This window comes from Silicimonas lutimaris, assembly GCF_047314965.1.
Taxonomy (GTDB): Bacteria; Pseudomonadota; Alphaproteobacteria; order Rhodobacterales; family Rhodobacteraceae; genus JAVJUV01.
The window spans coordinates 1-26320 of the sequence record NZ_JBLBVK010000044.1; the positions used below are offsets into that span (position 1 = coordinate 1).

23 protein-coding genes and 1 tRNA gene are annotated in these 26320 nt (G+C 61.9%); 12 read left to right on the forward strand and 12 right to left on the reverse strand.

Annotation, left to right across the window (positions count from 1 at the left end; translation table 11 throughout):
• The first annotated feature begins 65 nt into the window (after positions 1-65).
• A complete protein-coding gene (gene atzF / locus ACKLNI_RS07945; RefSeq protein ID WP_413718529.1) occupies positions 66-1451 on the forward strand; it encodes an allophanate hydrolase in 1386 nt (461 codons plus the stop codon).
• Between the two features lie 569 nt (positions 1452-2020).
• Positions 2021-2485, forward strand: coding sequence for a cation efflux transmembrane domain-containing protein (locus tag ACKLNI_RS07950; RefSeq protein WP_488199640.1), 465 nt, complete (start codon positions 2021-2023; stop codon positions 2483-2485).
• 149 nt (positions 2486-2634) lie between these two features.
• Here ACKLNI_RS07950 and ACKLNI_RS07955 read toward each other — a convergent pair whose 3' ends face one another.
• A complete protein-coding gene (locus tag ACKLNI_RS07955) occupies positions 2635-3630 on the reverse strand; it encodes a serine/threonine-protein kinase (RefSeq protein WP_413718530.1) in 996 nt (331 codons plus the stop codon).
• Between the two features lie 281 nt (positions 3631-3911).
• Between ACKLNI_RS07955 and ACKLNI_RS07960 the strand changes: the two genes are divergently transcribed.
• The 3 genes from ACKLNI_RS07960 (at position 3912) to ACKLNI_RS07970 (ending at position 7526) form a co-directional block, all read left to right on the forward strand.
• Positions 3912-4361, forward strand: coding sequence for a helix-turn-helix transcriptional regulator (locus tag ACKLNI_RS07960; RefSeq protein WP_413718531.1), 450 nt, complete (start codon positions 3912-3914; stop codon positions 4359-4361).
• Between the two features lie 139 nt (positions 4362-4500).
• A complete protein-coding gene (locus tag ACKLNI_RS07965) occupies positions 4501-6234 on the forward strand; it encodes a type I secretion system permease/ATPase (RefSeq protein WP_413718532.1) in 1734 nt (577 codons plus the stop codon).
• Positions 6231-7526: an HlyD family type I secretion periplasmic adaptor subunit gene (locus tag ACKLNI_RS07970; RefSeq protein ID WP_413718533.1), complete on the forward strand. Its 1296-nt coding sequence runs from the start codon at positions 6231-6233 to the stop codon at positions 7524-7526. Before ACKLNI_RS07965 ends, ACKLNI_RS07970 begins: the two co-directional genes overlap by 4 nt.
• 35 nt (positions 7527-7561) lie before the next feature.
• On the opposite strand, the gene ACKLNI_RS07975 is transcribed toward ACKLNI_RS07970, so the two are convergent.
• From ACKLNI_RS07975 to ACKLNI_RS07985, 3 genes are read right to left on the reverse strand one after another with little or no spacing between them, the layout of a single operon-like run.
• Positions 7562-8218: a class II aldolase/adducin family protein gene (locus ACKLNI_RS07975; protein ID WP_413718534.1), complete on the reverse strand. Its 657-nt coding sequence runs from the start codon at positions 8216-8218 to the stop codon at positions 7562-7564.
• A 30-nt stretch (positions 8219-8248) separates the two neighbouring features.
• Entirely contained in the window at positions 8249-8440 is a 192-nt protein-coding gene (locus tag ACKLNI_RS07980; RefSeq protein WP_413718535.1) for a hypothetical protein, read from the reverse strand.
• Entirely contained in the window at positions 8437-8733 is a 297-nt protein-coding gene (locus ACKLNI_RS07985) for a histidine phosphatase family protein (protein WP_413718536.1), read from the reverse strand. Before ACKLNI_RS07985 ends, ACKLNI_RS07980 begins: the two co-directional genes overlap by 4 nt.
• Between ACKLNI_RS07985 and ACKLNI_RS07990 the strand changes: the two genes are divergently transcribed.
• Positions 8702-9067, forward strand: coding sequence for a hypothetical protein (locus ACKLNI_RS07990; RefSeq protein WP_413718595.1), 366 nt, complete (start codon positions 8702-8704; stop codon positions 9065-9067). The genes ACKLNI_RS07985 and ACKLNI_RS07990 overlap by 32 nt on opposite strands.
• A gap of 246 nt (positions 9068-9313) precedes the next feature.
• Here ACKLNI_RS07990 and ACKLNI_RS07995 read toward each other — a convergent pair whose 3' ends face one another.
• The 4 genes from ACKLNI_RS07995 to recJ all read right to left on the reverse strand — a co-directional run bounded on the left by ACKLNI_RS07995 (position 9314) and on the right by recJ (position 14505).
• Positions 9314-10894, reverse strand: a complete 1581-nt coding sequence (locus ACKLNI_RS07995) for a winged helix-turn-helix domain-containing protein (RefSeq protein WP_413718537.1) — start codon at positions 10892-10894, stop codon at positions 9314-9316.
• A 167-nt stretch (positions 10895-11061) separates the two neighbouring features.
• A complete protein-coding gene (locus tag ACKLNI_RS08000; RefSeq protein ID WP_413718538.1) occupies positions 11062-12303 on the reverse strand; it encodes a ShlB/FhaC/HecB family hemolysin secretion/activation protein in 1242 nt (413 codons plus the stop codon).
• A gap of 289 nt (positions 12304-12592) precedes the next feature.
• Positions 12593-12667, reverse strand: a tRNA-Glu gene (locus tag ACKLNI_RS08005).
• A gap of 71 nt (positions 12668-12738) precedes the next feature.
• Positions 12739-14505 (reverse strand): single-stranded-DNA-specific exonuclease RecJ, encoded by a 1767-nt coding sequence (gene recJ, locus ACKLNI_RS08010; RefSeq protein WP_413718539.1) that lies wholly within the window; start codon positions 14503-14505, stop codon positions 12739-12741.
• Positions 14506-14677: 172 nt separating this feature from the next.
• Between recJ and ACKLNI_RS08015 the strand changes: the two genes are divergently transcribed.
• Positions 14678-15043: a hypothetical protein gene (locus ACKLNI_RS08015; RefSeq protein WP_413718540.1), complete on the forward strand. Its 366-nt coding sequence runs from the start codon at positions 14678-14680 to the stop codon at positions 15041-15043.
• A gap of 560 nt (positions 15044-15603) precedes the next feature.
• Complete coding sequence (locus ACKLNI_RS08020) at positions 15604-17073, forward strand: RICIN domain-containing protein (protein WP_413718541.1); 1470 nt, start codon at positions 15604-15606, stop codon at positions 17071-17073.
• A 9-nt stretch (positions 17074-17082) separates the two neighbouring features.
• Here the strand turns inward: ACKLNI_RS08020 and glpX are convergent, their stop codons facing one another.
• The 3 genes from glpX to ACKLNI_RS08035 form a co-directional block, all read right to left on the reverse strand.
• Positions 17083-18048, reverse strand: coding sequence for a class II fructose-bisphosphatase (gene glpX, locus ACKLNI_RS08025; protein WP_413718542.1), 966 nt, complete (start codon positions 18046-18048; stop codon positions 17083-17085).
• 154 nt (positions 18049-18202) lie between these two features.
• Entirely contained in the window at positions 18203-19420 is a 1218-nt protein-coding gene (locus ACKLNI_RS08030; RefSeq protein WP_413718543.1) for a serine hydrolase domain-containing protein, read from the reverse strand.
• A gap of 113 nt (positions 19421-19533) precedes the next feature.
• Positions 19534-20391 carry an MBL fold metallo-hydrolase gene (locus ACKLNI_RS08035; protein ID WP_413718544.1) on the reverse strand — a complete coding sequence of 286 codons (858 nt, stop codon included), beginning with the start codon at positions 20389-20391 and terminating at the stop codon, positions 19534-19536.
• Positions 20392-20589: 198 nt separating this feature from the next.
• Between ACKLNI_RS08035 and ACKLNI_RS08040 the strand changes: the two genes are divergently transcribed.
• On the forward strand, positions 20590-21885 hold the full coding sequence (locus ACKLNI_RS08040) for an adenylosuccinate synthase (RefSeq protein ID WP_413718545.1): 1296 nt from the start codon (positions 20590-20592) through the stop codon (positions 21883-21885).
• A gap of 7 nt (positions 21886-21892) precedes the next feature.
• Here the strand turns inward: ACKLNI_RS08040 and ACKLNI_RS08045 are convergent, their stop codons facing one another.
• Complete coding sequence (locus ACKLNI_RS08045) at positions 21893-22783, reverse strand: cation diffusion facilitator family transporter (RefSeq protein ID WP_413718546.1); 891 nt, start codon at positions 22781-22783, stop codon at positions 21893-21895.
• 115 nt (positions 22784-22898) lie between these two features.
• Here ACKLNI_RS08045 and ACKLNI_RS08050 point away from each other — a divergent pair, with 115 nt between their 5' ends.
• The 3 genes from ACKLNI_RS08050 (at position 22899) to ACKLNI_RS08060 (ending at position 26303) form a co-directional block, all read left to right on the forward strand.
• Positions 22899-23120 carry a DUF2842 domain-containing protein gene (locus ACKLNI_RS08050; protein WP_413718547.1) on the forward strand — a complete coding sequence of 74 codons (222 nt, stop codon included), beginning with the start codon at positions 22899-22901 and terminating at the stop codon, positions 23118-23120.
• Between the two features lie 163 nt (positions 23121-23283).
• The gene (locus tag ACKLNI_RS08055) at positions 23284-23841 is read left to right on the forward strand and encodes a helix-turn-helix domain-containing protein (RefSeq protein ID WP_413718548.1); all 558 of its coding nucleotides are present in this window, start codon (positions 23284-23286) and stop codon (positions 23839-23841) included.
• An 11-nt stretch (positions 23842-23852) separates the two neighbouring features.
• Positions 23853-26303, forward strand: a complete 2451-nt coding sequence (locus ACKLNI_RS08060; protein WP_413718549.1) for a GcvT family protein — start codon at positions 23853-23855, stop codon at positions 26301-26303.
• Positions 26304-26320 lie beyond the last annotated feature (17 nt).

The window sequence follows — 26320 nt, forward strand, 5'->3', positions numbered from 1 at the left end:
ACATCACCACCAGCCGTCAGCTTCAGCTCAATCTCACGCAGCAGCTTCAAGATGTCTTCGTCTGAATGTCGCTTCCTCGCCATGCCCAATCCCCCTCTCGCGGCCAAAGTAATGGCCCAGTTCTAGGGGGGAAGGACAGAATCGTAACCTTTGCACTGGGGACCGATACCGCCGGGTCGGGCAGGGTGCCGGCCGCCCTGAACAATATTGTCGGGCTCAAGCCGACACTTGGCGCGATCTCAAGTACCGGCGTGGTGCCTGCATGCCGGACGCTGGATACGATCTCGATCTTCGCTTCAACGGTTTCGGATGCCTGGGCGGCTTATCAGGTGGCGGCGGGTTACGATGATGCCGACTCGTTCTCCCGCAGGATAGCGGTGCCGTCTCTGACGACCCCACCGCGAAGTTTGCGGGTCGGCGTGCCTGACGCCGCCACGCGGGAGTTTTTTGGCGATAGGGATCAAGCCGCCAGTTTCGACGCCGTGCTGAAGCGACTGTCCGATCTTGGCGCAACCATCATCGAACTCGATTTCACCCCGTTCTTCGAAGTGGCGAAAATGCTCTACGAGGGCGCCTGGGTGGCGGAACGCCTGAGCGTGGTCGAAGACCTGTTCCGCCGGGATCCCGAGGCGCTCCACCCCGTCACGCGACAGATCATCGGGGGCGGCGAAAGCCTGTCGGCCGTCGATGCCTTCCGCGGCATCTATCGGCTGACAGATCTGAAAAGACGGACCGAGCCGCTGCTAGAGCAGATTGATGCGCTTTGCGTTCCGACGATTCCGACGTTCTACTCTGTTGCTGATCTGGACGCGGATCCGATCGGACCGAATTCCCGCCTCGGCACCTACACCAATTTCGTCAATCTGATGGATCTCTGCGGGATCGCGGTGCCGTCTGGTCCGCGACCAGACGGGAGGCCGGGAAGTGTCACGCTGCTTGCGCGCGCCGGCGAGGACGTCGTCGCGGCTGCGCTTGCAGAAGAGATTCACCGTTCGGCCGATCCATGCCTTGGAGCTACGACCCATCGGCTGCCGCCGGCGACGCCTTCCGTTGCGGGACCGGTTCCGGGTGAGTTTGCTCTGGCTGTTGTCGGGGCCCATATGTCGGGACTTCCGCTGAACCATGAACTGACATCCCGTGGTGGGCGGTTCCTGTCCGCTGCGGAGACGTCAGGCTCATATCGGCTATACGCGTTGGCAGGCGGGCCGCCGCAGCGTCCCGGCATGCTTCGCTCGGAACCTGGCGCAGCAATCTCTCTGGAAGTCTGGGCGATGCCGGCCAAGGGGTTCGCGGACTTTGTTTCGTCCATTCCGTCGCCGCTCTCGATCGGAACAATAGAGCTCTCGGACGGCAAAAAGGTTAAGGGTTTCCTTGTGGAGGCGGCCGGAACGGAAGGTGCAACGGACATCACCAGCTTCGGAGGTTGGCGTTCTTATCTAGAATCTGTCTAAGGTGCGGACTCACGTAATCCATCAAACGTCGTTCGGTTTACATTCCCATACGCTGTTGAGTGCCGCGAGCATCAAGTTCGAGTCTATTAAGCATCGGGAAGAGGCGCTGGCTAAGCGATGAGAAATGAAAGAGCCTTATGTCGTCGTCATTGACACCGACCGATATCTCTCGACGCCCCACCGTGGCACCTGGTGAGATGTCGCCGTGCCGACAGTCAGCGATCGGAGCGAAGTCGTGGAAAAGCGCGCAAATTTTATCGAGAGCATGAAAACGTAGCGGGCAGACTGAGGTGCGTTCTCCGGCCCAAAACGAACTTCAATGACGAAGCCGTTCCTTTCGTGTTTCCGGTGAATTTCCTCTCTATAAGGATGCTAAGATTCCGCGTCGAAACTATGCCGAGCCCCCTCATAAGGCGCCCGACTTTCCCTAGGACATGCTGCAACCAGCACATCAACCCGGCAATCGCGGCTCAGGATTGCCCCCCCGCTTAAAGCCCTTGGTTCCCGAGCGGATTTCGAAGCGCCGTCTATCACGTGAGTAGAAGCAACTCACGTACTGGATGGCCCAAATGACATACTCACCTACCGCCCGCATGCTCGAAGAGGCAATTGCGAACTCGTCGCTCACCCAGGCTGAAATCGCGCGCCGCGCAGGCTTTCCCAAGCCTAACGTCCTCTCGATGATGAAGTCGGGTCTGACCAAGGTCCCGCTCGCATTAGTCGCATTGGCAGTTAATGTCGCGGCGGCGATGGTTCTGGTTCCGCACCGAGCGGGTGACGCAAACGTTCGGGCGGTTTGGCTGTTCTCGCGCAATGACGCAATTGGAAATGCTGCCGTTGTTGCTGCAGCGGCTTTTGTTGTGCTGACAGGAAGTTCGTGGCCCGATCTGATTGTCGCTTTCGCTATCGCGGCTCTCCGAGGCTGTGGCCAGCGTACGGCGCAGTTGGTCTTCGCGATGAAACTCCCCTCTATAAGGATGCCGAGATTTCGCGCCGGAAACATCCCGTGCTCCCTCTGCGCGCTCGCCGAGTAGGGCTCCGATATAGAGGGGACGGGGAGGGCATAGCTACAGTCTTGGCTACAGGCTCTCCCAGTGGCGGGCGTCGCAAGCGAGGAACTAGTCGTTCGCGGGGTCCCCCTCCAGTCGTCCAACCGTGGCAGAATGTTTTTGGGGCACATGTCTCAACGGCCAGCATTCGCGGCGGTTGTTTCACGTCGTTTTCTCAGAAGTTGCAGAACCGAAGATGAATTCGATATCTGGGCAGGCAGCGCTTGGCTCCAGGCTCTTGCGGACTGATAGCGTTTGTTCGCATCCAGCCTGAGAGCGTTGTCGATCGAACCCAGCACCATCTCCTGATACCCGGGATATTGACCCGAAAGCGGCACGTAGGGATCAGATTGTCCCTGTGCCACTGCAGCCATTCGCTCGTTGCTGGGGGCAGGTGCGTTGCCGCTGATCAAGTGGTACATCGTGGCACCCAACGAGTAGAGGTCGCTGGCCACGGTCTGCTCGGCGCCCTTGAGGTAGTTCTCTGGCGGGGAGTAACCGTCCTTGACGGCCAGGAGCGATGTCCGTGTGCGCTCCGAAACTTTTTCACGAAGGACCGCGGCTCCGAAATCGATGAGAACAGGATTGTCTTGGGAGTCCACGATGATGTTGTCCGGGGCGATATCACGGTGCAGCATGCCTTCACCGTGCATATAATCCAGCGTCGTCAGAAGCCGCGACAGAAGGCGGACGACGGACTGGGGGCTGCAATGCTCGTCCTTGGCGTTAGCATAGTCGAGAAGCTCCCGTCCCTCGATTAGGTCCAGCGCAATGTAGGCTGTGTCGTTTTCCTCGAATACCTGGTGCACGGCAACGATGTTCGGATGGCTCAGTCTGGCAAGGTGGCGCGCCTCGCGTACGAACATGCTCACGATCGTGCGGTAATCATGTTCAAATCCCGTCTTTCGGGGGCGAACCGTGAGACCGTCACGGATGGACAGCACACCGGGAAAGCATTCTTTCAGAACGACCTTTCGATCCAGGCTGTTCGTGGCGAGGTAGGTGATGCCAAATCCGCCCATGCCGAGGTAGCGATCAATCGAATACTGCCCGCGCAGCAGTTGAACACCAGGTGCAAGCACCTGTGCGGGTCGCTCCAAATAGGCTGCATTTTCGGTCACATCTTGCATCGACGGCGAATTATCTCTTTCGGTCTCGGGACGCCGAGAGCTTATTGCGCGAGCAATTGGGACCAAATTAGGGCACAAAGCCGGTAATTGGTGCGGTTTTCTGTTCAATAAGCCGAATGGGACACGCTTTTCGCAGTTTTCTGAATGAGTTGGCGTCTCAAACCTGCATCCGAACCTAGTTTGGCATGCGACCTGTGCCTTGTGGCCACATCTTTCAAAACGAATAAGATTCGGTTGTTAACATTGTTGGTTGCTCTACCTAAGATGGTTTCGAGGGGCATATGAATCGTGGGCAAGGGGTAGAAGCCATCATGGCGCAAGCTTCCGATTTCGCAGTCTATCGACTGGTAGGGCAGCGCTTGCGTTCGTTGCGGACTTCGCACGGATTGACGCAGGCCCAAGTCGCAAAGCTCATTGATGTGAGCCCGCAGCAGTATCAAAAATACGAAGATGCCCAGACCAAGTGCAGCCTTGCCGCCGTATTGGCGCTGGCCGGGTATTACGGTGTCACGGTCGAGTCTATTGTAAACCCGGAGGGTGCTGGTCCATCTGATCTCGCTCTATCGCTCGAGAACCGCCTGGGGGACGACATTGATTTGTCCCGTCTTTCAAACCTTGACCTCGAGATGCTGAACCGGTTGGTGGACGCGTTCGTGCACATTCCCAACAGGATGGAAAAAGTTCGGATCGTCGAGCTCATGGAGGCGATGAAATCCGCGCATGTCGAATGATTTTGCGATGCTGGGCCGTTTCGCGCTTTTGAACATGGCAGAGTGTAGTCAGGTCACCCTTTTGCGGTGCCATCATGGCATGAGTTGACGCACGCTTTGGATTGACCCACTGTTCTTACCGAAATTCATGGGTTTATCTATGTCAAAGCATTCTCCGGCCGGGACAACGAAAAATTCGGCATTATCCGATGCGCTGCGTGGTTCGCGCCATTTTCTCCTTTTCGCATTCGCCTTCAGCATATTCGTGAACCTCCTGATGCTCACGGGGCCGCTGTTCATGCTTCAGGTCTATGACCGCGTCTTGGGCTCTCGTTCCGAGGAGACTCTGGTGGCGTTGCTGATCCTTGTGGTTGGACTCTACGCACTGATGTGGCTCCTCGATTTTGCGCGGACACGGCTCATCGCACGATACGGGGCGCGCTTTCAAAGCCGCCTGGACGACCGGGTTTTCAAGGCGCAACTGACCCAGGATCGCCGCACGCCCGAAAGTCAGTCAGCCAGTCGAGATCTGGAGGCGGTTCAGAGTTTCTATGCTTCTCCCGCACTTACGGCGCTCATGGATGCCCCATTCACACCGTTGTTTGTTGGCGTAATCTTCGTTTTCCACCCGTGGCTTGGCTGGTTCGCCGTCATTGGTGGGCTGATCCTGATCGCGATCACGACGCTGAGCCAGGTTCTTACGTCAAGTCGTGTTGCCGAAGCGCAGAGCACAGTCGAGGCTGCGCACCGTTTCGCTGACAACGCGCGACGCGCGTCGGAACTCATCCGTAGTCAGGGCATGCTCGGACCGATCGCGGAACGGTTTTTGGAACGGCGTTCGACAGCCCTTCAGAAGAATATGGGCGCTGTTGACTGGACCGGCGCCTTCTCGACCTTCACCAAGGCCTTTCGCCTTTCATTGCAGTCTCTGGTTCTTGCGCTTGGTGCCTGGCTGGTGCTGCGCGGAGAGATCACGGCCGGTGCAATGATCGCTGCGTCCATCCTGCTTGGGCGGGCGCTTGCGCCGATTGAGCAAATCATTGGACGTTGGCCGCAAATCGCACGGGCAAGGCAGGCAAGGGCGTCGCTTGAAAAGTTCCTGACCGAAAGTCCGGTGCCACAGCCTCGCACGCGGCTTCCGCGACCCAAGGGGCAGCTGGACCTGAAAGGCGTTACCGTGACCACCGCTCCGGGTAGCCCTCCTGTTCTCTACAACATCACCTGTGCCATCGCGCCCGGCGAGGCTCTTGGTGTCATCGGGCGAAGCGGCGCAGGAAAGACCACCATTGCAAAGACTATCCTTGGCCTCATCGAACCCAATATCGGGGAGGTCCGTCTCGACGGTGCCTTGATATCGCATTACTCTCCGGAAGACCTCGGTGCCCATGTCGGATATCTGCCGCAGGATCCCATGTTGATCACCGGTACGATTGCCGAGAACATCGCGCGCATGTCGCTTGAACCTGACAGCGAAAAGGTCGTGGAAGCCGCGAAGAAAGCCAAGGCACACGAGCTCATCTTGTCGCTTCCCAACGGTTACGAGACTCGTATCGAGGACAACCAGATTGGATTGTCCGGTGGTCAGCGACAAAGAATAGCACTCGCCCGCGCTCTCTACGGAGAGCCGGTCTTGCTTGTTCTCGACGAACCGAACTCTGCGCTTGATCAGGAAGGAAGCGAGGCATTGAACGCGGCAATCCGCATGATGAAGGGAGAGGGGCGCTCGGTCGTTATCATGACCCATCGTCCTGTCGCGATTGCCGAGTGCGATAACTTGATGGTTGTCGAGAACGGTCGCGTAAAAGCGCTTGGACCCCGTGACGAGATCATCAAGTCGATGATGAAAAACGCACCGGATATCCAGCGCGCGATTGGCGGGAGCGACTCGAGATGAGTAAGCAGCCGTCCTATAGCGGTACGATGCCGCTCACGATCGGGTTCTTGGCGCTGGCTCTACTTGTGGGCGGCGTCGGCGTCTGGAGCGTGAGAACCGAGATTTCTGGAGCCATCATCGCTCCGGGCATGATCGTTCTGGAAAACAACCGGCAGGTTGTTCAGCATCCGGAAGGCGGAATCGTGGAACGTATCGAGGCCCGCGACGGCGATCAGGTCAAAGCCGGCGACCTTCTGATCCAACTCGACGATACACTTCTTCGTTCGGAACTCGCGGTTGCCGAGTTGCAGCTGATCGAACTGCGCGCGCGCCGTGGCCGTCTCGAGGCGGAACGCGATCAGGCGGATGACATACGGTTCCCGGATGAACTTCTGGCTCTGGATAGCGAGCAGGCGAGGGCGCAGATAGAGGGCCAGCGCGTGCTTTTCGTCGCTCGCAAGGAAACTCTCGAAAAGGAATTGAGCCAGCTTGTCGAGCGCACGCTTCAGACCCGGAACCAGATCGAAGGGGCCGAAGCTCAGCTTGCCGCGCTCAACACTCAGGAAGAACTGGCTTCCGAGGAACTCGTCGTGCAGGAAGATGCCCTGTCGCGTGGTCTGACGCAGTCGGGAAGGGTGTCGACCCTCCGACGTGAGGCCGCCCAGTTGCAGGGTCAGATCGGGCAGCTTCGCTCCGATATCGCACGGTTCAGGGGAGAAATCGCCAGCTTCGAGATCGAAGCGGTCAGGTTGCAGAACGCACGGCGCGAAGCGGCCATAAGCGAGTTGCGCGATATCCAGTTCCGGGAACTCGAACTGACGGAACAACGCGGCAGCCTGCTCAAACGCCTTGACCGCCTCGACATCCGCGCACCAGTTGCTGGCATTGTGTACGGCTCAACGGTGTTCGCGCAGAATTCGGTGGTCCGGTCGGCCGAGCCTCTGCTCTACATCATTCCGCAAGACCAGCCGCTGATCGTAAACAGCCGGGTCGAGGCGATACACATCGACCAGGTCCATGTCGGCCAGGCTGCGACGCTTCGCTTCAGTGCCTTCAATCAACGGCTCACGCCCGAGGTCACCGGACAAGTCACCTCGGTTTCAGCGGACGTGTTCCAGGACGAGGTGACGGGATTGACCTACTATCGCGTAGACCTCATTCCGCTCGAGGAAGAGCTGCCGAAACTCGCGGATCAGAGTCTGCTGCCCGGCATGCCCGTCGAAGCTTACCTGAAGACGGAAAACCGGACGCCGTTGTCCTATCTGACCAAACCGCTCACAGACTATTTCGGACGGGCATTCCGGGAAAGCTGAGGGCCGAGGGCCGGCCAATCACGGCCGGCCTTTGTTCAGCTGTCCTTCACGCCGTACCCGGCGAACAGTTTCAGATTCCTCTCGATCTCTTCGGTCGAGAGGAGAACGGGTTCTCCAAGTTGAGCGGCAAGATAGTACTGTCTCGCCAGCGTCTCGAGTTCCTCGGCGCGCCACATGGCCTTTTCCAGACCTGCTCCGCCGGCAACCATCCCGTGGTTGGCCATCAGGCACGCGGTACGCCCCTCCATCGCCGTGATGACCGCATCGGCCAGTTCATGCGTTCCGAAGGTCGCGTACTCAGCGCATCGTACGTCGACGCCGCCAAATGCCGCGACCATGTAGTGACAGGCCGGGATCGGTCTCCGAAGAATGGCCAGCGCCGTGCAATAGGTCGGATGGGCGTGAACAACAGCGGATATGTCGCTGCGATCCTTGAGAAGTCTCCAATGGAAGCCCCACTCTGTTGAAGGCTTCAACGGCCCATCCCATCCTCCCGTCATGTCGCCCGAAAGGTCCATCGAGGCAATCAGATCAGGTGTCATCCTGCGATACGGTGTAGCCGAAGGCGTGATCAGCATTCGGTCCTCGTACCGGACCGATATGTTGCCTGACGTTCCCTGGTTCAGGCCGCTTGCATTCATTTCAATGCAGGCGGCGATGATATCTTTTCGTGCGTCTGTTTCCGTGCCCATCACGTGATCCGTTGCTACCCGGAACCGCGGTCACTTTGCCGCCAGACCCGATCTCGCCGCGATGCTAACCGGTTCGGATGACAGATCAAGCAAGCGGCGGTCACTTTCGTCCATCGAGTGCGCCCCCAGAACCAGCGTTTCTATCGACCCGGTCTTTGGCCGGCAGACCTTCGAGCGGCATGCCTCTTCGAAAGTCATTCCCGCAGCACGGCCGTAAATCATGCGGTTGACCCAAAAATGTCCAATGAGTGCGACGTCGGCCCCCCTTGGCAACCGTTCCTTCTCCACGCGCGACAGCAGGCGTCCGGCTCTATCCCAGACTTCGAAAAGGGACTCTCCGACCCTTGTTGCGGCTCAAGACCCAGCGCCTTCGCCAGAGGAACAGCAGTTCGCACCGACCGGGAGAGAGCACTTGTGGCAATCAAACTGATCGGTTTTCCTCCCAGGCGCGCGGCAATCTCCTGCGCCTGAAGGCGACCGTGTTTGGTCAAGCGGACATTGCCGGGGCACTTCAACGCCAGCGATCTTCAGGTGCTCAAAGTTATGGTGGTCCATGCGGCCGTGATCGAAGTCGATGGTCTGAACCGGGATCTCGCTGGTACTTTTGATAAAGCATGCGTTTTTGGCGCTCCTGTGACTGGAATTTCCCGTCATCATCGTGCTTCAAGCCTGCAGCGACCGGATGACGGCCACCATTCGCGGCCAGAGGCAGGCGCCTCGATACCCATCGATGCGAACGACTCGCTGAATGGCGCGATAGACCGCGAGGCACGTAACATCTCGCGGAGCTATGGATGCAGTGTGAAATTGAAAACCGTTCGCGAAATCGTCTTCGATTTCGAGCACTGATCTTTGGTCGCGCCAGCTCGTCAGGGAAAACGACCTGTTCGTGAAGTAATTCTTTAAGGAAGAGGATTTAGCTTCACGAACAGGTCCAAGGGTTCCCGGTTGATGCGGATCGTCGCAGGCATCGCTCGGTTCGCCGAATGCGGGCAATGGGAGTCGCCCGCGAAAATCATCATTCAATACAATTGTCGCAGAATTGTTGCGACCCAACGATTTTCCGTTCGATGGGGGGCGTATATCGACGTTTTTTCAGCCAATATCCCTGACAAGACCCGGGTATGCGTTCACGACCTCCCCGGGAAGCGCCTCGGTTCCGAAACGGCGTGCGATCAGGGTGAGCGGCGCGCGAATCGAATTCTCCCGGTGTTCCTGGGCTGCAAACAGCCGTGACGAGACATAATGCTTGTGTAGCAGAAGCGCGGTGGCCCGGGTGCGGTTCAGGGCCAGAAGCGCGGCCTTGGCGCGGAACGACGGTTTGTCGGGGTCGGTGAAAAGCGGTTCGAGGAACAAGCCCAGCGCCGGAGACACCCCATACAGTTCCTTCTTCGCGCTGAGCAATTCCTCGCACCGCCCGGCGGCCAAAAGCGCCTGGCATTTGATGATCATGGCATAGAGATACGCCTGCGACCCCGGTTTGACGAGGTTCAGCGACGGCTCGATACATTGCAGTGCGCCATCGGTGTCCCCGGCAAACGCCCGAAGTTGTCCGATGACGACAAGGGAACGCGCGACGGAAACACTCGATCTGTAGGCTTCCTCGGCCAGAACACTGGCCAGATCGGCATATCCGTGGTCGACGAAATGCAACAGCTTTGCGGCCATGATGGCATATTCCGGGTCGGCCTGAACATAGGGCAGGGCCTCCAGGGTCAGCGTTTCAATCGTGGCTTCATCTCTAACGCGATTGTCGATTCCGTCCGCGAAAAGCTTCATGCCCAGCGTGACGTATTTCGTATGAATATGAATTCCGTGGATAATCTTCAGTTGCGGGTTGTCTGGCTCCGCGTTGCGCAGGTCCGTGATGCGACGGTCCGTTTGCGACCACACGTCGAGATTCCGACGCTGACTCTGCTCGATCATGTTCAGCAGCTCTCGGTCGCTGTCCGTATGCCGCGACGGGTCGGTATTTTCCCGCGTGGTCGCTGCCGCCATGGCCACAGGCAGTGGACCATCCGCTTCCGGCCGGGTCGCAAGAGTGCGCCATGCCTCATTCAGGAGCGAGGAGACCAATCGCTCGGTGACTGAATGTATCTCCGAAATCGGCTTGTCGGTGTCGGTAAGGGTCACCCGCTGCATGGCGAGGATGAACCCTGAACGAAACTCCTTGGCTGCGGCGATGCAGTTCACCACATCTCCATCAAGGAAGAAGGTCAGTTCGACCGATTGCTTGGGACCACCAGCGACGAAGGAATGAGCAGGGGGGCAGTCGGCCGCATAAACGACACTGTACTCGGGCGAAAGTTCGGACCTGACCGCTCGAAGGATGTCCCGGGCCAGAAGCTCTCCTTGGCTTCGCTTGTCTCCCAGAAGATGAAGCCCGTTGACCGGCCCGACGATCGTGTGCGCTTCTTTGAAGTCGGCAGCCGAAGGCGCGATATCGGCGATCCAGATATAGCCTTCACCATACCTCGTTGCGATATAACGCGGATTTCGTGCGCTGTCGGAGAGCTTCCGCCGCAACCTGTTGATCAGGAAGTCGACCGTGCGATCGTTCTTGTCCGAGCCTTCGCCGCTCAGCGCGTCCAGCAGCCTCTCGCGCGTCACAAGGCGATTGGAGGCCTGGGTCAAAGTTGCAAGGGCGCGGGTCTCGGACCTGGTGAAGTGCAGCATTTCTCCGGTTTCACTTTGTGCAGACGTGAAGTCCGGCGCAAAATTGAACTTGGGAGGTCTTTTGAGTTCACTCACGACTTAGGTCCCCGGATCCTCTAATTCGTCCGGCACGGCCAAATCCCGCGCGCCGGTCTGACTATCGCACTTCAAGCCCCTACAAACACGGCTCAGAATTTCAACGCCGCCCGAATCCAGATCCGATTATCGTCCTGCGCTTCGGTGCCACTTGGCCGATCCAGGATGCGGGTAGCCGCGACCTCGCCCAGAAAATTGCCGCGCAGGCTGCGAACCCCAACCGACATACTCGACCAACTGTCCTTGTTCCCCGGAAACAGCGGAGTGGCGACAGTGTCTATCCGACCCCCATCGATGCCCACAAAGCCCTGTGTAAATACCGTCCTTGACCTCTCCGGGGCGGGCAACTCGAAGTTGTACGCCAATTCCACCCTTGTCCCGATGCATCTATCTCCGATTACAGTGGCATAGTCGAACCCGCGTGCATAGGCGTTCGTCTCGAATCCGCAGCGCTGGGACGCCGGAAGTCTTTGGTCGGTCCACTGTCCGATAACCCCGGCATTGACGACCCACTCGCGGGACAGCGGCACCGAGGCTTCCGCGGCCACTGAGACGCGAAGGAAGTCGGTCGTCGCACCGGGCACCGAGGCGAACGGGTTGCTCTCGGACGAGGCGCCAAAGGCGGAAAAGCCTTTCGTCAGCGATGCGGCGAGCCGCTGCTGGAACAGGAGCGGGATTCCCTTCGTATAAAGCACCGAGGCGCGCAGCATGCGCAGCTTCTCATCGATCACGGGGACGCCCAGCAACTCAGAACCAAGATCACGCGCAATCAGTTCGACGCCGAACTTGAGCTCTGCCTCATTCCCAAGCTCTCTTTCATGGATCAGCCCCGCCGCGACCTGCAGTCGGTCGCCGCGCACGTCCAGTGCAAGGGTTTCGGTCGTGCCGAGAACCAGGTCGCCATAGTCGACGTTAATGAACCCGACGGACTCCAGCCCGGATACCGGAAACCGATAGGCTACGCCACCGGCCAGCAACTCGCGCCAGCCATCCTCAGATGGCCCACCCCAGACAGCGACGCCATCGAGCTGGTCGCCCGGCATCACCAGATCCGGAACCCCGATACCGTAGCCCAGGATGACTGGTCCGGCTTCCTCCGAACCCGTGGTGGAGAAGGTCAGAAAGCTGGTCGTCTCCTCGACTTTCTGGAGCTGCGAAGCAGACCCCCGATCAGCTCCGACCGTTGGATCGACCACAAGGGACGCGAAGAAGGACTGCGCCTGCGACGCGCTCGGATGGAATATCAGGAGCAGGATGAGCGACAGGATCGCGAAAGGAACGCGGAACGCGCCAATCGACTTGGTATGGCTCGGTCTCCCTTGAAGGGATGCCACTATACAATGCATTGTTTTGATTTGCTTTCTCTACCCTGTACGAATTCTAGACCGAGTAGTCTCGCCGTCAAGCCGTTCTTTTGTGCGATCGGGGAACTAATTCGTGCAGAAGATGTGCGGACGCCAACCAGATGCCAGCGGGACACGCAGCGGAAACATGTGACGAGATCAGATCCTGCAGTCAGCAGATGACGTTTGCGCACACCGCAACGAATGAGGTGCAACACAGCGAAGAACCGGAAACCAAGGCGTCCTAAAGCCTCGCAAGCGATTGATAAGGTCGGAGAACTGGCAGCCCGTAGGGGAATCGAACCCCTCTTTCCAGGTTGAAAACCTGGCGTCCTAACCGATAGACGAACGGGCCAGCGCCGTGGGGGGCTAATTAGGCAAAAGCCCGGGCAAGGGCAAGAGGATTCTTACCGATTTTTTCAAGTCTCAGTCCGAGACCGCTGCGGCGTCGTCGAGGCGCAGTTGCACGGTCTGCCGCCCGCCCCAGTGATTGATCTCCAGCCGCCCCGCCAAGTGGAAACGCCGCCCGCCATGGTTGGCCAGTTCCGGGCCCATCGGCCCGTCGAACGCGCCGAAGGCAATGGCGTCCAGCCGGGTTCCCAGCCCGTCCCCCAGCGTCAGTTTCAGATGGCCGCTGCCCACCTCGCGGGCATGCAGGACCTGGACGTCCGGGAAGGCGAAACGCGGGGCAGGGGCGCTTTGACCGAAGGGGCCCGCCGCCTCGATCTGTTCGATCAGCTCCACGGTCGCCGCGCCCGGCATCAGCACTGCGTCGATCCGGTGATCCCGCGGGCCATCCGCACCCGCCCCCTCTTTCGCCAGCATCTCTCCCAGCCGGGCCATCGCCGCCTCGATCCGGTCGGCGGCCACGGTCAGACCCGCCGCCATCCGGTGTCCGCCCCCCTTGATCAGAAGACCTTCCGCGGCGATTCTCTGCACCGCATGTCCAAGGTCGACGCCCCTCACCGAGCGGCCCGACCCCTTGCCTTCGCCGCCATCGAGGCCGATCACCACAGCGGGCCGGCCCGTCGCCTCTTTCAAGCGCGCGGCGACGATGCCCACCACGCCGGGGTGCCAGCCCTCGCCGGCGGCCCAGACGAGCGGCCCCTCCAGGCCGCGGCCTTCGGCTTGGGCAAGAGCCGCGTCGCGCACCGCGTTCTCGATCTCGCGGCGCTCCTTGTTCAACTGATCCAGCCGCTCCGCCATGGCGCGCGCTTCGTGCGGATCGGTCGTGGAGAGGCAACGTGCGCCCAGGTCGGCGCGCCCCACGCGTCCGCCGGCGTTCACCCTCGGTCCAAGGACGTAGCCCAGGTGATAGGCCGACGGCGGCGCATCAAGTCCGGCCACGTCGGCCAGAGCGGCAAGGCCGGGTCGCTTGCGCCCGGCCATGATCTTCAGCCCCTGGCGGACCAGCGCGCGGTTCACGCCTGTCAGCGGCGCGACATCGGCAACCGTGGCCAGCGCGACAAGATCCAGCATCGCCATCAGGTCGGGACCGGCCATGCCCTTCGCGCGCAACCGCCGGTTCGCATCGACCAGAACAAGGAAAACAACCGCCGCCGCGCAGAGATGGCCAAGATCGCCCGTCTCGTCCTGCCGGTTGGGATTGACCACGGCCAACGCCGCGGGCAGCGTCTCGCCGCCAAGGTGGTGATCGAGGATCACGACATCCGCGCCATCCGCCGCCGCAATGGCCTCGAAAGACAGCGTGCCGCAATCGACGCAGACGATCAGGTCATGGGCGGCGGCAAGCTCGCGCATCGCGGGCGGGTTCGGACCATAACCTTCATCGATCCGGTCGGGCACATAAAGCGTCGCCCCCACACCCAGCTGGCGCAGCCAGTCGATGACCAGCGCGGCCGACGCGCCCCCGTCGACGTCGTAGTCGGCAAAGACCGCGACCCTTTCACGGCGCTCGACCGCCCGGATCAGGCGCTCCGCCGCCGGTTCCATGTCGCGCAACTCCATCGGATCGGGCAGCAGATCGCGCAGGGCAGGGGCGAGGTAGCGCTCGGCCTCGTCCGGAGCAACCCCGCGCGAGACCAGGACCCGGCAAAGCGCATCGGGCAGGCCTGTGATCTGCTCCATCGCTTCGGCCAGCCGGATCGCGGCCGCGTCCGGTCCGACCCAGCGTCGCCCGGTCAGCGAGGCGGTGACCCCTAGAAATGCCTCTGATGCGATGCTGTCCGGCACGAAACCCGCGTTCTGTTCTGTCGTTGATCTGCTCTGGTACTACCGTATCCAAGCCGACCACCATTGGAAAGCGGCGCGCGCGATGCTCCCCGACAGCCGCTACGTCGGGGCTGCGCCCTTGCGCAGTTCCGTTTAGTGTCGCAGGCGAAGCCCCGCGCAGAAGCGACCCGACATGAAACGCATTCTCTTCGCCGCACTCCGTTTTCTTGGCTTCTATCTCCTTGGAATCGTCGCCTCCATCCTGATCACCCCCGTCGAGGTCGATCTGCTCGGCAGGCCGGACTGGCTGATATTCGTTCCGGCCGCGGTCGTGGGCTATGTCCTCTTCTACACCGACCTGACACCGGAATACGTGTTCGGCTCGGGGCCAGCCTATTGGACGGTCTACGCGCTCGGCCTCGCGGGCGTGGCGGCAGGCGTGTTGGCGGTTTTCGCGGCAGGGGGGCGGTTCCGCCGATGGGCCGCGCCGCTGATCGGGATCCCGCTCGGTTTCGTCGGGACACTCGGCATCTATTACGCCATCCTGGCCGGCATCTAGCGACGGCCTAGGTGCCGCCTGCCAGATGCACCTCCGCACCCACCACCCCTGCAAATTCGCCGTGAAGATGCGCCGGCGTCCTGCGCTGTCGTCAGCCCCTGGAAGGACGGCCCCTGTCGCGTCCGCATCCCTCGGGCGCGCATGACGGCGCCGCAGTTCGCCGCGGGCACGCCCGTTTTCTGATCCATCGTCTCCGAGAGGCGCAGTTCAGTTGCATCGAGGCCAATCGACCGCCGCCCGGTCAGCGAAGTTTCGACGCCGAGAACCGCATGCGGGGAGAGATCGCCTTGCGTCAAGCGGCTACCCTATGAGGAAATCATCCGGCTCACATTGCAGTTTATGGTGAAAAATCGGCTGGGGGAGCCGAGGCCTCGCTGGTCTTTGAGCGTATGCGGAGATCCTCAAAAAGTGTTGGTCAAGTCGCCGTGTCCCGCGCAAATGAAGGGATGGTGTGGTGCGATGCGGGTCGAAAGTGCTCCGCCAGAGGGCAATCAACGGTTGCGCGTTGCCGTTTAGATTGAGCAGGATGGACCTAATTTAAGTAAGTCAGGATTTCAGACATGCGCATTATGCTCCGACTCGTTTTCTCTGTTCTCGTCTTCTCTCTCGCAACACTGGTCTCGGCCGACAGCGGCTGGGCCAAAAGCTTTGGCCAGATCGCCAGCAAACATACCCGGTACCAGGGCAAATGCCTCGAAGCCGACGCGACAGGGGACTGGATCATCCGCCTGAGAGACTGCGACGCGACCAAGGCGCAGCAATGGTGGTTCGTCACCCGGGCCTATCCGTCGGATGGAACGCTCAAGACAGACGAGACGATCCGGTCCGTCATGTGGCCCAACAGGTGTATGACAGATGTCGACCTGGGGCTGGATCAGGGCCGGGTTATGGTGCTTCGCTCCTGCTTCGACGACGGGCTGACAAGCAGGCAGCTTTGGGAACCCAAAAGCTTTCGCCGCAGGATAGGAACGAACGGGAAGTGCGTTTCGGTTGCGGAAAGCAAGGGCTTTGTTCGCAACTGCGACCGCGATTCCAAGCGGCAGCGTTTCGACCTGACCAATGTAGGCAAGGTGACGAATTTCGATCTGGGCGATTTCATTAAGGACCATCCGAATGTCGATCTTCCAGAGGTACACAGGTTTCGCGACTATGCTGATTGCGCAAAGCAAAACCAGAACGAGACCACGTGTTTCATCAATGCCGGGGACGAGGGAAAATACGGCTTCCGGTTTGGGACCGAGATCGACAAACTTGATCGGGTGCCTGGCTTTTCCGGTACCCAAGGGGGCGGCGACAAGGTGCTGGACCTTGGCGACCGATATTCTGCTGACCGCTGCGCGCTGGCACATGACCGGTGGTACTGGGCCAGCGAGGACGCCGCCAACGAAGAGGACTTCCAGATTAGGCCCCCGACGGCGTTCCAGGAGATCACTGTTTTAAAGCCCGACGCCGCCGTCCTGGGGGGGTGGCAGAACTGGGAGGGGATGTTGGATTGCCTTGAGACCGTGCGCCCGACCACCGTTCAGGAAAACAACGCCATCGAGGTAGCAGATGGGTTCATCTCGGGGCTGATCTTGGGCCTGAAGGTCCGCTACCCTGACACCAAGTTCGGCTCGTGCCGGTCAGCGCAGTTGCCGGGAGACGGAGCCCCGATCCTGGATTGCGATTGTCGTCTGGCGATCAATTCGAGTGTCGTGGACGAAGACCGCATCGAGGATCTATGTCACGTCGAGTACCGGGACGTTCTCGAGGCCGCGGTCGGGCCCGACGGATCGATGCCCGACTGGTTGCCGGAAGTGGCGGGCCCGGCTTATATCGCATGGCTGGTCGAGCGCGCCCAACCTGCGCCGGATCCCGCGCCGGAGCCCGAAGCGCGCGTGTTCGCCGAGGGCGACTGGGTCTGGCGCATCGGGGTTGAGGCCGGGGCCGAGGACGTGCCGGTGTATGTCGCCGAGTTCGAGACGCTCAATCCCGGGGTCGATGCCGACAAGGTCTACGCCGGACAGAGGTACCTTTTGCCTCCGCCCTGACGGCCCCTGTCACTTTCCGACGGGGTTCCTGTAGGTCATCCGACGGACCGATCCGGTCTTCGAGCGCATCAGGATGGTCTCGGCGGTCAGCATGCCCGGCTCGCGCTTGATGCCCGGCAAAATCGAACCATCGGTCACGCCGGTCGCCGCAAAGATCACGTCGCCGGTCACCATGTCGTCGCGGGTATACACGCGGTTCAGGTTGGTGATCCCGGCTTTCCTGGCGCGGGCCTTCTCGTCGTCATTCCGGAACAACAGCTTGCCGAAAATCTGGCCGCCCATGCACTTCAGCGCGGCTGCCGCAAGTACGCCCTCGGGTGCGCCGCCCGATCCCATGTACATGTCGATACCGGTCGAGGGCTCGGCACAGTGAATGACACCAGCCACATCGCCGTCGGTGATCAGCCGGATCGCGCAGCCGGTGGTACGCAATTCGGCGATCAGATCCTCATGGCGCGGGCGTTCCAGAACGCAGACGGTGATGTCCTCGGTCGAACAGCCCTTGGCGGCCGCCAGCGCGCTCACGCGCTCGGCCGGGCTCATGTCCATGGTCACGACGCCGCGGCGGAAGCCGGGGCCGATCGCCAGCTTTTCCATGTAGACGTCCGGCGCATGCAGCATCGAGCCCCTCGGACCCATCGCGATCACCGCCAGCGCGTTCGGCATGTCCTTGGCGGTCAGCGTCGTTCCCTCCAGCGGGTCCAGCGCGATGTCCACCTCTGGACCTTGTCCGGTTCCGACTTCCTCGCCGATATACAGCATCGGCGCCTCGTCGCGCTCGCCTTCGCCGATGACGACCACGCCCTTGATGTCCAGCTTGTTCAGCTGCGTGCGCATCGCATCGACGGCGGCTTGGTCTGCGGCTTTCTCGTCACCCCGGCCGATCAGCCGGGCCGAAGCAAGCGCCGCGGCTTCGCTGACGCGGGCCAGGCCCAGGGATAGCATGCGATCGTAGAACTCGGGCGCGTCGGCCATGGGGGAAACTCCTTCCAGTCACCTTTCCCGCCCTCCTAGCTCTGGCGCCTGCCGCGAACAAGCCAGCGCGGGAATGTTAGCGACAAGAGTGGCTTCAAAATCCGGATTCCGTCGCCGATCCGCCACGCCGAACACCTGGTGCCATGGTCCGGTTCTAGTCGGGCAGAACGCCGCTCTTCCTCAAGGCCTCCGCGATCAGGAATGCGCCGAATCCCAGCGCGTTGCTCGAAGACGTTCCCCAGGCGACGAAGGACATGTCTCGGTCCGTAATGGCCGCCACCTCGGATTCGAAGCCCAGCGTCTGGCCGCCGTGGCCCCAGAGGTTGTCGCCTTTCAGCGCCAGCCCCAGACCGTAGCCGAAAAGCGCCGGATGCGTCGTCTTCACCGTGGTCATCATCTCCGAGAGCGTGTCTTCGGATTGAAAAAGCCGGCCCCCGACGAGGGCTTCTATGAAGACATGCATGTCCTCCACGGTCGAGACCACGGCGCCCGCCGCCCAACCCTGCGACATGTTCCAGTCGGTCGTTTCATAATCGAAGGGTGCCGCCAGATACGAACGCGGCAACCCGAAAGCGGGCCTCGGGACACCATTCCACATGTAGGTCCGCTTCATTTCCAGGGGGCCGAAGATGCGCGTTTCGAACGACTTGTCTATCGGCAGGCCTTCGATCTTCTCGATCACCATCCCGAGAATGGCAAAACCGGTATTGCTGTAGCTCCAGGCACCCTCCGCGCCGGGGGCGAAATTCGGCTGGCCGTGCTCCAGCGTGAACGCCATCATCTCGTCAGGCTCCAGGTGTCGCCGCAGCGCTTCAGGGTCGTTGATATCCCCTTCCATCAGTCCGGCCGTCCCGTCCGGGGCGTTGTCGGTATAGCTGAAGACGCCGGACGTGTGCTGGGCCAGGTGCCGCAGCGTCATGGCATCTCCGTTGGGCAGGCCGGCGGCAAGCTCGGGCAGGTGCGCTGCCAGCAGATCATCGACTGAAAGCTTCCCTTCTTCCTGCAATTGAAGGAGTACGGCCGCCGTGATCATCTTCGTGTTGCTGCCGATCTGAAACGGCATGTCGCAGGCCAGCAGCGCGCCGCTGTCAGGATCGGCTGTCCCCGCGGCCTTTGCATAATGCCAGCCGGGCCCGCGCACCGAAAGAACCGCCCCCGGTGCACCCATGCCATCGGCGTTCAGCACCAGCCGAAGTACCTCGTCCAGAGCATCCTCGACCGCAGCGGGCGTTCCCAATTCGCCCGCGCAGGCTGTCAACGCTTGGGCTGAAAGAGGGCTCGCGGCCAGCACCGTCGCCGATACAAGAGCGGTGACAGTCAGGGCCGGTCCGCGATCGAGGCCGAAAAGTCGTTCCATCCCCCGAAATTTCATGTCGGCTTTTCCTGGCTCATGAACTGGATGTAAGTCAGCCTAGGGCATCAAACACCCAAAACGAAACACCAAATCAGCGCTTTGCCATGCCGTCCCGGTTCATCACGCCGGGTTTACCCAAGCTCCAGCCGCATGCCGTCGCGCCCGATCACAAGATCGCCGCCATAGGTCTCCCGCGTGGCCTCCCGCCAGTCGGCCTCGGTGAATTCGGGCAGGCCGTCCGGCACGAAATGGTTCAGGACCAGCCGTCTCACGGCCGCATCTTTCGCCACGCGCCCGACATCGTGCGCGGCGGTATGGCTGCGCAGAATGTGCTGTCTCAACCGATCGTCGCCATTCCTCGTCATCTCGACGACTCTCTCGACGCCCTCGATCAGCATCGCCTCGTGAACCAGAACGTCGGCGCCCTGCGCGAAGACCGCCATCTCCGGCATGTAGGCCGTGTCTCCTGACAGCACGATCACTGTCTCGTCCGTCTCGAAACGCAACGCGAAACTCTGTTCGATGGGAGGGTGGACGTTCAGCATTGCGCTGACGGTAATCCCATGGATATCAGTTGCCTCGTCCTCGTCCAGGACGTGAATCTCGACAAGGGAAGCCAGATCGATCCGGCCTTCATCGGCAATTCGCAGCCGGATGTCGTACTCCATCGACGCCAGGAACGCCGTCCAATATCGATCGAGACCGGGCGGACCGAAGACGGGCAGCTTTCGCCGAAGCCCGGCAGTCCACGCGGTATGGATCAGGGGGCCGAGCTCCAGGTAGTGGTCCGAATGAAGATGCGTGACGAAGATCGCGTCCAGATCGGTCAGAGCGACAGACTGGCCGCACACGCCAAGAGCCGCCCCAAGACCCGCATCGACCAGGATCGTCCTGCCGCCCAGCGACAAGAGCGTCGAGGTCGGCCGGTTGGAGCCCGGCCGGATCGCCGGTCCGCCCTTCACCCCGAGAAGTGCGATAAAGTCCGCCATGTATCCTCCCATCGATATCGAAACCACCCGGCGCGGCCCGGCTTCTCGTCACGAGCCATTCCTATGCATGGGAATCCCGTCAGGACAAGGTCGGCGGCGCGCGCTTCGTGTCGCGCCCCTGTTGTTCGATTTCCGGTTTAACCCGTTCGGGCCAGAGGCTATACGGGCCCGCGGAAACTCAATCGGAGAACACCGGACATGGCCAACGTGGTGGTTGTCGGCGCCCAGTGGGGCGACGAGGGCAAGGGCAAGATCGTCGACTGGCTTTCGGAGCGTGCGGACGTGATCTGCCGCTTTCAGGGTGGTCATAACGCGGGCCACACGCTGGTTATCGGTAACACCGTCTTCAAACTCCACGCGCTGCCCTCAGGCGTCGTCCGCGGCGGCAAGCTTTCGGTGATCGGCAACGGCGTCGTGCTCGACCCCTGGCATCTGGTCAAGGAGATCGAAACCGTACGCGGCCAGGGTGTCGAGATCACGCCCGAAACGCTGATGATTGCCGAGAACACGCCCCTGATCCTGCCCTTGCACGGCGAACTGGACCGTGCGCGCGAAGAAGCCGCCTCCAAGGGCACCAAGATCGGGACCACGGGCAGGGGCATCGGCCCCGCCTACGAGGACAAGGTCGGTCGCCGGGCGATCCGTGTCGCCGATCTCGCCGACGCCGCCACGCTCGAAGCCCGCGTCGACCGTGCGCTCCAGCACCACGATCCCTTGCGCCGCGGCCTTGGGATGGAGAAGGTGGATCGTGACAGCCTCGTCGCGCAACTCCGCGAAATCGCGCCGGAAATCCTCAAGTATGCCGCCCCGGTCTGGAAAGTCCTCAACGAACGCAAGCGGATGGGTCAGCGCATTCTGTTCGAAGGCGCGCAGGGGGCGCTTCTCGACATCGATTTCGGCACCTATCCCTTCGTCACCTCGTCGAACGTCATCGCCGGGCAGGCGGCGACCGGCACCGGCATCGGCCCGGGGTCCGTGGATTTCGTTCTCGGCATCGTCAAGGCCTACACCACCCGCGTCGGTGAAGGCCCGTTCCCGACGGAACTCTTCGACGCCGACGGCGACCGTCTGGGCGAGCGCGGCCACGAGTTCGGCACCACCACCGGCCGGAAACGCCGTTGCGGCTGGTTCGACGCCGTGCTTGTCCGCCAGACCTGCGCCACGTCGGGCGTCAACGGGATCGCGCTGACGAAGCTCGACGTGCTGGACGGGTTCGCCGAACTCAAGATCTGCACCGGTTACGAACTTGATGGCGAGGTGCTCGACTATCTCCCAACCGCTGCCGACCAGCAGGCCCGCTGCACCCCGGTCTACGAGACCATGCCCGGCTGGTCCGAGTCCACCGCCGGCGCGCGCTCCTGGGCCGATCTGCCGGGTGAGGCGATCAAGTACGTCCGCCGCATTGAGGAACTGATCCAGTGCCCCGTCGCACTGCTTTCCACCTCACCGGAACGCGACGACACGATCCTCGTGACCGACCCATTCGCCGACTGATCGGCCCTCAGTCCAGAACGATGATGCCCGTGTGCTTGGACTTGTGCTCGGGCTCCACATGGATGGTGACGCGCGTGTTCGGCACCGCCCTTGCGACGGCCGCTTCAACCCGGTCGCAGATCTCGTGCGCGTCGAAGACGGTCATCTCAGCAGGCACGACCAGGTGAAACTCCACGAAGGTCGCTCTGCCCGCGTGACGCGTCTTCAGGTCGTGGGCCTCGACGGCGCCATCGGCCTCTGACGCGATGATGTCGCGGATCTTCTGAAGCGTCTCTTCTGGCACGGATTCATCCATCAGACCGCTCAGCGAGGCCTTGACCACCCGCGAACCGGACCAGAGGATGTTCACGGCCACCATAGCGGCCATCAGCGGGTCCAATATCCACCAGCCGGTGACCAGCGCCAGAAGCACGCCAATCGCCACGCCGGCCGAAGTCAGGACATCGGTCCAGAGATGCTTGCCATCCGCCACGAGGGCAGGGGATTTCAGCGCCGTACCGCGCCGCACCAGCATCCAGGCCCATCCCGCGTTCACCGCGGTCGCGACGAGGTTCACGAGTAGCCCCTCCACCGGTGCATCGAGGGCCCTGGGGGCAAGGAACCCCTCGTAGGCCTCGCGCATGATGAACAGGGCTGCCACGATGATCATCACACCTTCGAGGACAGCGCTGAAGTACTCTGCCTTATGGTGGCCGAAGTTATGCGTCGAATCCGCAGGCCGCGCCGCAACGCGGATCGCGACCAGCGCCGCGAATGCGGTGGCGAGGTTCACCGTGCTTTCCAGCGCGTCCGACAACAGCGCGACCGAGCCGGTCATCCACCATGCCAGGACCTTCAGGCCCAGCACCGCGATGCCGACCAGTAGGCTGCCCGCAGCCAGCTTCAGCGTTTCCGACACCGCGATCTCCTTCCGACAAGTCCGGCATACAATTCCCGCGGCCCGGTCTCAAGCGACTGCGGCACTTTCGGCCATGACCCTTGACCCGCCCGCGCGTCGTCCCATAACTGCCCGCATGGCCCTCTCGTACAAAGCCCGCCGCCGCTGGTCCCTCGTGATCCTTCTTATCGGACTGCCGCTTTACATCGTGGCGGCCGTGACAGTCGTGAACATGTTGGATCGTCCGCCTATCTGGCTTGAGTTCCTGGTTTACGTCGTCCTGGGCATCGTCTGGGCCTTGCCCTTCCGCGCGATTTTCCGGGGTGTCGGCAAGGCCGATCCCGACGCCGAAAACTGAGCGAGCCCGCTCGCGGCCTTTTGCCTTGGACATTGTTTGCAAGCCGGGGCTCCGCCCCGGACCCCGGAGTATTTCGGAAAAGAAGAAGCTGCATGAAATTTTCATTGACTTTTTCATGCGCGGACCGTGAAATTCCGTACAAATTTTTCACGCACGAGGCGTCATGCTCGACGGAAAGACCTTTGGTCGCGATCTGCGCGCGCTCAGGAAGGCGCGGGGCCTGACGCTGGCCGACCTGGCCGCGCGTCTGGATCGGTCCGTCGGCTGGATGAGCCAGGTCGAACGCGACATCTCGGTCCCCTCGCAAGCCGAACTGAAGTCCCTCGCATCCGAACTGGGGGTCGCGCTGGCGACGCTCCGGCAGGCCGGGCCCGTCACCGCGGACGAAGAAGGTGTGATCGTCCGTAAGGGTGCCCGCCGCGCCATCGGTCACCGGGCCGCAGGCCTCGTGGAAGAGCTGCTCTCCCCCGATCTGACCGACGAGTTCGAGGTCGTCCACTCCACCTTCCAGCCCGGTGCCGCGCGCAAGACGCCCGTGACCCGTCCGACGCAGGAAGTCGGGTATATCGTCTCCGGCACGCTCGACATCACCGTCGCCGGCACCACGCACCGGCTCACCGAGGGCGACAGCTTCCGCCTGCGCGGCGAGCCCTTCCGCTGGGCCAACCCCGGCTCTGAACCCTGCGTCGCGATCTGGGTGATCGCGCCGCCCGTCTACTGAGGAGGCCCACAATGGCTGATTTCCCCACCACCGCCCGTGTCGTCATCATCGGCGGCGGCGCCGTGGGCGCTTCGTCGCTCTATCACCTGGCCAAGGCGGGCTGGACGGACTGCGTGCTTCTGGAAAAGAACGAGTTGACCGCGGGCTCCACATGGCACGCCGCCGGCAACGTGCCGACCTTCTCGACCTCCTGGTCGATCATGAACATGCAGCGCTATTCGACCGAGCTTTACCGGGGCCTCGGCGCCGCGGTCGACTATCCGATGAACTACCATGTCACCGGCTCGATCCGTCTGGCGCATTCGAAGGAGCGGATGCAGGAATTCGAACGCGCCGCCGGGATGGGCCGCTACCAGGGCATGCCGATCGAGATTCTCGATCCCGCCGAGACGAAGAACCGCTATCCTTTCCTCGAAACCCACGATCTCAGAGGCAGTCTCTACGATCCCAACGACGGCGACATCGACCCCGCCCAGCTGACCCAGGCGCTGGCCAAGGGCGCGCGCGATCTCGGAGCCAAGATACTCCGCTTCACGCCCGCCACCGGCATCAGCCGCGAAAACGGCGAATGGATCGTCCACACCGACAAGGGTGACATCCGCTGCGAGATCGTCGTGAACGCCGCCGGCTATTATGCCCAGCGGGTCGGCGAATGGTTCAAACCCTATGGCGGGCGCACCGTGCCGATGATGGTGATGAGCCACCAGTACCTCCTCTCCGAGGAAATCCCCGAGATCGAGGCCTGGACGAAAGAGCAGGGCCACAAGCTGCCGCTTCTCCGCGACGTCGACATCTCCTACTATCTCCGGCAGGAGAAGCACGGCTTCAACCTCGGCCCCTACGAGCGGAACTGCAAGGCGCACTGGGTCAGCCCCGACGACCCGATGCCCGAGGATTTCTCGTTCCAGCTCTATCCCGACGATCTCGACCGGCTGGAATTCTACATCGAGGACGCGATGGCCCGCGTGCCGCTTCTGGGCACCGCCGGCATCTCCAAGGTCATTAACGGGCCGATCCCCTATGCGCCCGACGGCAACCCGCTGATCGGCCCCATGCCGGGCGTTCCCAACGCCTTCGAGGCCTGCGTCTTCACCTTCGGCATCGCCCAGGGCGGTGGCGCGGGCAAGGTTCTGGCCGAATGGGTGACCGAAGGCCAGACCGAATGGGACATGTGGTCCTGCGATCCGCGCCGCTTCACCGATTACACTGATCACGACCACTGCGTCGCCAAGGGCATGGAGATCTACGGCCACGAATACGGGATGCATTTCCCGTGGAAATCCTGGCCCGCAGGCCGCGACCGCAAGCTCTCGCCGGTCCATGACAAGGTGAAGGCGCTGGGCGGCCAGATGGGTGCTTATGGCGGCTGGGAGCGCGCCAACTGGTTCGCGCAACCCGGCGACGACACCTCGATCGAGGCGACCGAGACCTGGAACCGCGCCGGCCCGTGGGAGCCGCGCATCCGCGCCGAATGCGAGGCCGTCCGCGACCTCTGCGGCGTGCTCGACCTGCCGGGCTTCTCGCGGTTCAAGGTCAAGGGACCGGGCGCCGACGACTGGCTCCGTGGCCTCGTCACGGGAGCGCTTCCGAGGATCGGCCGCGTCGGCCTCGTCTACTTCGCCGACGACCGGGGCCGCATCGTCACCGAGATGTCCGTCACCCGCGAAGCCGAGGATCTCTTCGTCCTCGTCACCGCCGCTGCCGCACAGTGGCACGACCGCGAATGGCTGGAACGCCATATGCCCGCAGACGCGGCCTTCAAGCTCGAAGACTGGACGACGCGCATGTCCACGCTCATCGTCACGGGGCCCGCCTCGCGCGACATCCTCGGCGGGCTGTGCACGGCCGACCTCACGCTGCCGTGGCTCAGTTTCCAGGAAAGCGAGATCGCGGGCGGCTGGTGCGCGCTTCTGCGCGTCTCCTTTGCCGGCGAGCTCGGCTGGGAGGTGCATGCCGAGAACGCCGACATGCCCGCGATCTACGACGCCATCCTCGCCTCCGGCGCGAAACCCTTCGGCATGTGGGCGCTGAACAGCTTGCGCATCGAAAAGGGCTACCGCGCCTGGAAGGGCGATTTGTCCACGGATTACAGCTTGTTGGAGGGCGGTCTTGACCGATTCATCCGCTTCGACAAGCCCCAGGATTTCCCCGGCAAACCGGCGCTCCTCGCCGAGAAACAGCAGGGCGTGAAGAAACGCTTCGTCACGCTCACCGTCGAGGCGGGCGAGGCCGACGCGCCCTACATGTCGACCCTCTGGCACAACGGCCAGGTGGTGGGCGAGACCACCTCGGGCGCCTGGGGCTACCGAGTCGGCAAATCCATCGCGCTCGGCATGCTCCGCGCGGACCTGACCGAGCCCGGCACGAGGATCGAGGTCGAGATCTACGGAGAGAGGTTCCCTGCGACCGTCCAGCCCGACCAACCGCTCTGGGATCCAGGCAACGAACGGCTCCGCGCATGACCCTGAACCCAGTGCCG

Bases quoted from the DNA above. Each gene is read 5' to 3' on its own strand.
- ACKLNI_RS07975 (WP_413718534.1), bottom strand. From the start codon at position 8,218: ATGGGCACGGAAACAGACGCACGAAAAGATATCATCGCCGCCTGCATT.
- ACKLNI_RS08060 (WP_413718549.1), top strand. From the start codon at position 23,853: ATGGCTGATTTCCCCACCACCGCCCGTGTCGTCATCATCGGCGGCGGC.
- ACKLNI_RS08050 (WP_413718547.1), top strand. From the start codon at position 22,899: ATGGCCCTCTCGTACAAAGCCCGCCGCCGCTGGTCCCTCGTGATCCTT.
- ACKLNI_RS08015 (WP_413718540.1), top strand. From the start codon at position 14,678: ATGAAACGCATTCTCTTCGCCGCACTCCGTTTTCTTGGCTTCTATCTC.
- ACKLNI_RS08035 (WP_413718544.1), bottom strand. From the start codon at position 20,391: ATGGCGGACTTTATCGCACTTCTCGGGGTGAAGGGCGGACCGGCGATC.
- ACKLNI_RS08030 (WP_413718543.1), bottom strand. From the start codon at position 19,420: ATGAAATTTCGGGGGATGGAACGACTTTTCGGCCTCGATCGCGGACCG.
- ACKLNI_RS07950 (WP_488199640.1), top strand. From the start codon at position 2,021: ATGACATACTCACCTACCGCCCGCATGCTCGAAGAGGCAATTGCGAAC.
- ACKLNI_RS07965 (WP_413718532.1), top strand. From the start codon at position 4,501: ATGTCAAAGCATTCTCCGGCCGGGACAACGAAAAATTCGGCATTATCC.
- atzF (WP_413718529.1), top strand. From the start codon at position 66: ATGTCGCTTCCTCGCCATGCCCAATCCCCCTCTCGCGGCCAAAGTAAT.
- ACKLNI_RS07970 (WP_413718533.1), top strand. From the start codon at position 6,231: ATGAGTAAGCAGCCGTCCTATAGCGGTACGATGCCGCTCACGATCGGG.
- ACKLNI_RS08020 (WP_413718541.1), top strand. From the start codon at position 15,604: ATGCGCATTATGCTCCGACTCGTTTTCTCTGTTCTCGTCTTCTCTCTC.
- glpX (WP_413718542.1), bottom strand. From the start codon at position 18,048: ATGGCCGACGCGCCCGAGTTCTACGATCGCATGCTATCCCTGGGCCTG.
- ACKLNI_RS07960 (WP_413718531.1), top strand. From the start codon at position 3,912: ATGAATCGTGGGCAAGGGGTAGAAGCCATCATGGCGCAAGCTTCCGAT.
- ACKLNI_RS08055 (WP_413718548.1), top strand. From the start codon at position 23,284: ATGCTCGACGGAAAGACCTTTGGTCGCGATCTGCGCGCGCTCAGGAAG.
- ACKLNI_RS07995 (WP_413718537.1), bottom strand. From the start codon at position 10,894: ATGCTGCACTTCACCAGGTCCGAGACCCGCGCCCTTGCAACTTTGACC.
- ACKLNI_RS07980 (WP_413718535.1), bottom strand. From the start codon at position 8,440: ATGATTTACGGCCGTGCTGCGGGAATGACTTTCGAAGAGGCATGCCGC.
- ACKLNI_RS07955 (WP_413718530.1), bottom strand. From the start codon at position 3,630: ATGCAAGATGTGACCGAAAATGCAGCCTATTTGGAGCGACCCGCACAG.
- ACKLNI_RS08040 (WP_413718545.1), top strand. From the start codon at position 20,590: ATGGCCAACGTGGTGGTTGTCGGCGCCCAGTGGGGCGACGAGGGCAAG.